The organism is Frankia canadensis (assembly GCF_900197875.1).
In the GTDB taxonomy this organism is placed as follows: domain Bacteria; phylum Actinomycetota; class Actinomycetes; order Frankiales; family Frankiaceae; genus Frankia; species Frankia canadensis.
Window position 1 is genome coordinate 24,707 of the sequence record NZ_FZMO01000535.1, and the last position, 6,164, is coordinate 30,870.

The 6,164-nt window shown below is 71.8% G+C and carries 6 protein-coding genes; 2 read left to right on the forward strand and 4 right to left on the reverse strand.

Going from position 1 to position 6,164, the window contains the following annotated elements; genetic code table 11:
• The first annotated feature begins 80 nt into the window (after positions 1–80).
• Positions 81–1,136 (forward strand): aldo/keto reductase, encoded by a 1,056-nt coding sequence (locus C1A33_RS29395; RefSeq protein ID WP_101835266.1) that lies wholly within the window; start codon positions 81–83, stop codon positions 1,134–1,136.
• Positions 1,137–1,200: 64 nt separating this feature from the next.
• Positions 1,201–1,398: a hypothetical protein gene (locus tag C1A33_RS35425; RefSeq protein WP_165818642.1), complete on the forward strand. Its 198-nt coding sequence runs from the start codon at positions 1,201–1,203 to the stop codon at positions 1,396–1,398.
• Between the two features lie 210 nt (positions 1,399–1,608).
• On the opposite strand, the gene C1A33_RS29405 is transcribed toward C1A33_RS35425, so the two are convergent.
• The 4 genes from C1A33_RS29405 to C1A33_RS29420 form a co-directional block, all read right to left on the reverse strand.
• On the reverse strand, positions 1,609–3,420 hold the full coding sequence (locus tag C1A33_RS29405; protein ID WP_243408057.1) for an N-acyl-D-amino-acid deacylase family protein: 1,812 nt from the start codon (positions 3,418–3,420) through the stop codon (positions 1,609–1,611).
• A 219-nt stretch (positions 3,421–3,639) separates the two neighbouring features.
• Positions 3,640–4,470, reverse strand: coding sequence for a response regulator (locus C1A33_RS29410; RefSeq protein WP_101835250.1), 831 nt, complete (start codon positions 4,468–4,470; stop codon positions 3,640–3,642).
• Positions 4,471–4,503: 33 nt separating this feature from the next.
• Complete coding sequence (locus C1A33_RS29415) at positions 4,504–5,406, reverse strand: potassium-transporting ATPase subunit C (protein WP_101835252.1); 903 nt, start codon at positions 5,404–5,406, stop codon at positions 4,504–4,506.
• 3 nt (positions 5,407–5,409) lie between these two features.
• Positions 5,410–6,164, reverse strand: a 755-nt coding sequence (locus tag C1A33_RS29420) for an HAD-IC family P-type ATPase (protein ID WP_115538033.1), incomplete at its 5' end; no start/stop codon positions are given.

Here is a 6,164-nt window from a genome sequence, read left to right on the forward strand (position 1 = left end):
AGTATAGCGATCATTTTACTTTCGACGGAGGATCGACTACCGTCAAACACAATGATCGCTGTACTTTGCGGGAGGGCATCATGCGATACCTGACCTTCGGCCGCGGCAATGGCCTACGCGTCTCCGAATATGCCCTGGGGGGCGGGAATTTCGGCACCCGGTGGGGCAGCGGCAGCGATCTCGGGGAGTCGGCCCGGATGCTCGACCGGTTCGCCGCCGCGGGCGGCACCTTCATCGACACCGCCGAGACCTACCAGGCTGGGGAGTCCGAAGAGATCCTCGGGGAACTGCTGCCCGCGCGGCGGGACCAGTTCACGCTGGCGACGAAGTTCGCCGTCGGGACGGGCCCCGCCGCGGGCGTACAGGGCACGGGAAACTCTCGCCGGAACATGGTGCGGGCGGTTGAGGGCAGCCTGGCCCGGTTGCGCACCGACCGAATCGACCTGTTGTGGGTGCATTTCCCGGACACGGTCACCCCGGTCGAGGAGATCGTGCGCGCGCTGGATGATCTGGTGCGGGCCGGGAAGATCCTCTACGCGGGGCTGTCGAATTTTCCGGCCTGGCGTACCGCGCGCGCTGTCACGCTCGCGGAGGTGCGTGGCTGGGCCCCGATCGTGGGCGTGCAGTTCGAGTACAGCCTCGTCGAACGTTCCGCCGATCGGGAGATCCTGCCGATGGCCGAGGCGCTGGGCCTGGGCGCGACACTCTGGTCGCCGTTGGGTGGTGGGCTGTTGACCGGCAAGTACCGGCACAGCGCGGAGGGCCGGCTCACCACGTTTGGGCAACTGGTCCACACCGAGGACACCGCGCAGAAGAGCGTGGTGGTCGACACGGTACTCGAGGTTGCCGGCGAACTCGGGACAGCGCCGGTGCAGGTCGCGATGGCGTGGCTGCGGCACCGGGCCGCGATCGCCACGACCGGACTGGTCCCGGTGATCGGGCCACGCACCGTGGCCCATCTGGACGCCTACCTCGCGGCCCTGGACGTTCGGCTGAGTGAGGAACAGTACCAGCGACTGGAGAAGGTCAGCCGGATTCCACTCGGCCAGCCCCACGAATCGGTGGCCGCCACCACCCCGACACTGCTCGGCGGCCCGGGCGTCGACTTCCGACCCCCGATCGTGCCCGTCGCCTGAGGAGAAAACGATGGTGACCAGGTAGGCCGGAGGCGTCCGGCGGGGCCGGACTGAGGCCGCGGCCGTGCCGTCGCTCGATACCGATCGGCTCAGCGGGCTGATGAGTGAAGAGGTCGGCCGCGATCGACGGGCAGCTTGCGGCGGCTCGGGCCGTGTGGAGGGTGATCCGGCGTTCGATAGCGTCGCGGCTGAGCGGCCGGCCGGTGATGGTGGGGCACAGCGGGTCGCCGGGATTCCCGGCGCGTTCCGCAACGCGCCGTGAACGGCACCGGCCACCGGCCGACCCAACCCCCTGCCAGCCGGCCTCCGGCAACTCGACCACTACCTCGACCGCCTCCGCCTCGCCACCGGCACCCTGGCCGTCTTCGACCAACGCCGCGGCGACGCCAGCCCGGGCAGGTCCGACACGTTCCCCGGACCGGCAGCGACGACGTCGTCGGTCAGCATCCGGCTTCACAACGGGGGGAGTCGGCTATGCGGGAGCCGACTGGGCGCCGCGCAGGAGGCGCCCGGGAAGCGCGCCGGTGTGGACGCCCTCCCGATAGGTGACGGCGCCGGACTTCACCGTGGCGACGTAGCCGTCGGCCCGCTGGACGAGGCGGCGCCCCCCGGCCCGCAGGTCGTAGACCGCGCGCGGCGCGTGCAGGTGCAGGCGTTCGAGGTCGAGGACGTTGAGGTCGGCCCGCATGCCGGCGGCGATCCGACCACGATCCGCGAAGCCCATCGCCCGCGCCGGCTCGAACGTCAGCAGCCTGACCGCGTGCGCAAGCGTCACGCCCCGGCCGTCGGTGGCGTCCCGCATCCAGTAGGTCAGCAGATACGTCGGATACGCCGCGTCGCAGATCGTCGAGTAGTGTGCCCCGCCGTCACCGAGCGCCAGCACGGTGAGGTCGTGCCCGAGCAGGTCGCGCCCCGAGCCCTCGAACCGCGCACCGACCAGGTTGCCCAGCGGCCGGTAGAGGATCTCGTGGCCGTCGCGGGCCAGCAGCGCCTCGTAGATCTCCTCGGCCGGGCTGCGACCCGCCGCGCGGGCGCGCGCCGCGATGCTGTCGGAGGCGGCCGGGTTGTAGTTCGGCGGGTCGCCCAGGACGAACATCCGCTCGAGGTCGGACACGATGTGCGTGAAGAACGCGTGCGGATGTGCCGGCGTCTCCGCCAGCAGCCGGCGGCGCGTCTGCGGCTCGCGCAGGGCCGCGACCTTCTCCGCGAGCGGCAGCCCGGCGAGCGGCGCGTAGCTCGGGTTCAGCGCGAACGGATGCAGCGAGAGCTCCAGGCCAAGCAGCGCGCCGGTGGGCCGCGGCAGCACCTGCCCGCGGATCGCGAGCCCCTCCGCCCGGGCCTGGTCGAGATGGCCGAGCATCTCCCGCCAGCCGCCCGGCTGCTCCTCGTGCTGCATGAAGGTGAACGAGACCGGGCGCCCGGAGCGGCGCGCGATCGCGTGCAGCAGCGCGTACTGCTCGGCGACCGGGAGCCTCGTGTTCGGCACCATCTGGAAGACGCCGGCTCCAGCGTCGCGCAGGCCGTCGGCGAGCGCGAGCACCTCCTCGTCCTCGGTGTGGATCGAGGGAGCGGGCCGTCCGTCGGTGAACCGGTGCGCGTACGTCCGCGACGTCGAGACACCCACGGCGCCGGCGCGGATCGCCTGCGCGGTCAGGCGGCGCATCTCGGCGAGGTCGCCGGTGGTCGGCGGCTCGAGCTCCGCGCCGCGCTTCCCCATCACGTAGACCCGCAGCGGCGAGTGCGGCAGCTGTGCCGCGAAGTCGATGTCAGCCTCCCGCGCCGCGAGGGCTTCGAGGTAGTCCGGGAACGACTCCCAGTTCCACGGCAGACCCTCCGCCATGACCACCTCGGGGATGTCCTCGACCCCCTCCATCAGGCTGATCATCATCGGGCGTTCGGCCGCGCGCGCCGGCGCGAAGCCCACACCGCAGTTGCCCATGACGACCGTCGTGACACCATGGTTCGACGAGGGTGAGAGCCGGTTCTCCCACGTCACCTGCCCGTCGTAGTGGGTGTGGACGTCGACGAAACCAGGCGTGACGATCGCGCCCGCCGCGTCGATCTCCTCGCGGCCACCGCCCGTGACCGTGCCGACCTCGACGATCCGGTCGCCTAAGACCGCCACGTCCGCATCCACCTGCTCCGCGCCGGTCCCGTCGACGACGGTGCCACCGCGGATCACCAGATCGAACTCCCGCGCCATCACGCCCACCACCGCTTTCTGATCCGGCGCCCCGCCCTCGTCCACAAGGTCGGCCGTCGGCGAGGCCCGCCGCCCGCGCATGATTCGGCTCTCACTCTCGCACGTGCGGCCGGGGTGACACCCGACGTCCAACTGGCCGGGCGGGCGAATACCGCATGGTCAGTGCTCCGAGACGAAGACGAACTCGCCGGTCAGCGCAGCAGGTCGGCGACTAGGCACGGCGGCCTCGGCGCCGACGTCTGGACGGCGGCCCCTCGCTCCGTTCGCGTTCGCGGTCTTCAGGGCTGATATTCGCGGTCTTCAGGGCTGATAGCGGTAGCCCATTCCCGGTTCGGTGGTGAGGTGCCGAGGGCGGGACGGATCCGGTTCGAGCTTGCGGCGCAGGCGGTTGACGTACAGGCGCAGGCTCGAGGTGTCGTCGCCGTGGCCTGGGCCCCAGACCTGGTCGAGCAGCACCCGGGAGCTGATCAGCTTTCCCGGTTCGCGGACCAGGGCCGCCAGCAGCCGCCACTCCGTCGGCGTCAGCCGCACCGCCGCCACCCGCTCGCCCGCCGCGCCACCCTCGACCGCCGCGCCGCCCTGGACCGCCGCGCCGCCCTGGACCGCCGCGCCGCCCTGGACCGCCGAGGCCAGCTCGGCCGCCCGGTTCACCGCAGGCGTGGACTCCTCCGCCGAGAGAGTGCGCCGAGACGGGTCCGCGGCGGTGACGGACCTGGCGGCGAAGTCGATGCGGTGGCGGCCGATGACGATCACCGGGCCGGCCTCGGCGGAGCCGGAGCGGCGGGTGACGGCGCGGATGCGGGCGAGCAGCTCCTCGATGGAGAACGGCTTGGTGACGTAGTCATCGGCGCCCGCGTCCAGGGCGGAGATCTTGTCCTGCCCGGAGGTCCGGCCGGAGAGCACGATGATCGGGACCCGGGTCCAGCCGCGCAGCCCGCGGATGACGTCGATGCCGTCCATGTCGGGCAGGCCGAGGTCGAGAACGACCAGATCAGGCGGCTGGCCGGCGGCCTCGGTGAGGGCGTGGGCTCCGGTCGCCGCCGTGCGGACCTCGTGGCCGCGGCTGCGCAGGTTGATCCGCATCGCGCGCAGCAGCTGCGGCTCGTCCTCGACAATCAGGATGCGTCCCACCCTGCCCTGGCTCCCTTCGCCGCCATGCCGGCACTACCGCCGGCTCGGGGTGAGCGCGTCCAGCGCCCGGTTGAGGTTGAGCACGTTGACCGCCGGTTCGCCGAGGAAGCCGAGCGACCGGCCGACCGTGTGTGCCTGGACCAGCGTCCGCACCCGCGCGACGGTCAGCCCACGGGCGCGGGCGACCCGGGCGGCCTGCAGGTCAGCGTAGGCGGTGCTGATCTGGGGGTCGAGGCCGCTGCCGCTGGCGGTCACCGCGTCGGCGGGCACGGCGGGACGCGCCGGCGCGTCGCCCCGGACGAGCACCCGCTGCCCGGCGGTGATGTCGTCGGCGAGCGTGCGACAGCTGACGGCGACGCCGCCGTAGGTGGCGACGAACGGCCGCGCCGGGCACAGCTCGTTCACGCTGACGACCCTGGTGATCCGCCCGCTGTACCCGGGACCGGCGTGGTAGACGGCGAGCACGGCTCCGACGCCGCTCGCGGTGCAGTAGGGTCGCCGCCCGTCCACGCCGTCGAACGCGCCGATGGCGGCACTGCGGGAGCAGACCTGGGTGAGCAGGCTCTGCCGGCTCTCGTCGTCGGCCTTGGTCGCGGGGTCGTCGAAGGTGTCGACGACATCCTCGGGGCCGAGGTTCGATGCCGAGGTCGACGTGGGGTCGTAGCCGTCACCGGCCACCGAGGGGCGGGACTGGAAGTAGCGGGCGATCGGATCGCCGTGAGCATCGGTGAACGACTGGCCGATCAGCGCCGAGCCGACCCGGTGGCCCGCCGCGTCGGTGACGAACGAGCCGTCCGCCCGGTCGCGCAGTCCGGGCAGCTGGGCGATGCCGAGGATCGCCAGGGGATACGCGAGGCCGAGTACGACGGTGAACACGAGCAGGATCCGCAGCGCGGCCAGGTGCTGGCGCATCCAGCCGGGAAGACGCGCGAACATGGGTCAGCCCACCCCCGGGACGAACTGGATCAGCAGATCGATGATCTTGATGCCGACGAACGGCGCGATGACCCCGCCGATGCCGTAGCGGGACAGGTTGCGCGACAGCAGCGCCGAGGCACTGCTCGGCACGTACCGCACGCCGCGCAGCGCCAGCGGGATCAGGGCGACGATGACGAGCGCGTTGAAGATGACGGCCGACAGGATCGCCGACTCCGGCGTCGCCAACCGCATGATGTTGAGCCGGTCGAGCCCGCCGTAGACGCCGGCGAACATCGCCGGGATGATCGCGAAGTACTTGGCGACGTCGTTGGCGATGGAGAACGTGGTCAGCGCGCCGCGGGTGATGAGCAGCTGCTTGCCGATCTCGACGATCTCGATCAGCTTCGTCGGGTCGCTGTCGAGGTCGACCATGTTTCCGGCCTCCTTGGCGGCGGAGGTGCCGGTGTTCATGGCGACGCCGACGTCGGCCTGGGCGAGCGCCGGGGCGTCGTTCGTGCCGTCGCCGGTCATCGCGACGAGATGGCCCTTGGCCTGCTCGGCGCGGATGAGCGCCAGCTTGTCCTCCGGGGTGGCCTCGGCGAGGAAGTCGTCGACGCCGGCCTCCGCGGCGATCGCCTTCGCCGTCAGCGGGTTGTCGCCGGTGATCATGACCGTACGGATGCCCATCCGGCGCATCTCGTCGAACCGAGCCCGCATGCCCGTCTTCACGACGTCCGCCAGCTGGATGACGCCGAGCACCCGCGCCCGCCGCGTCC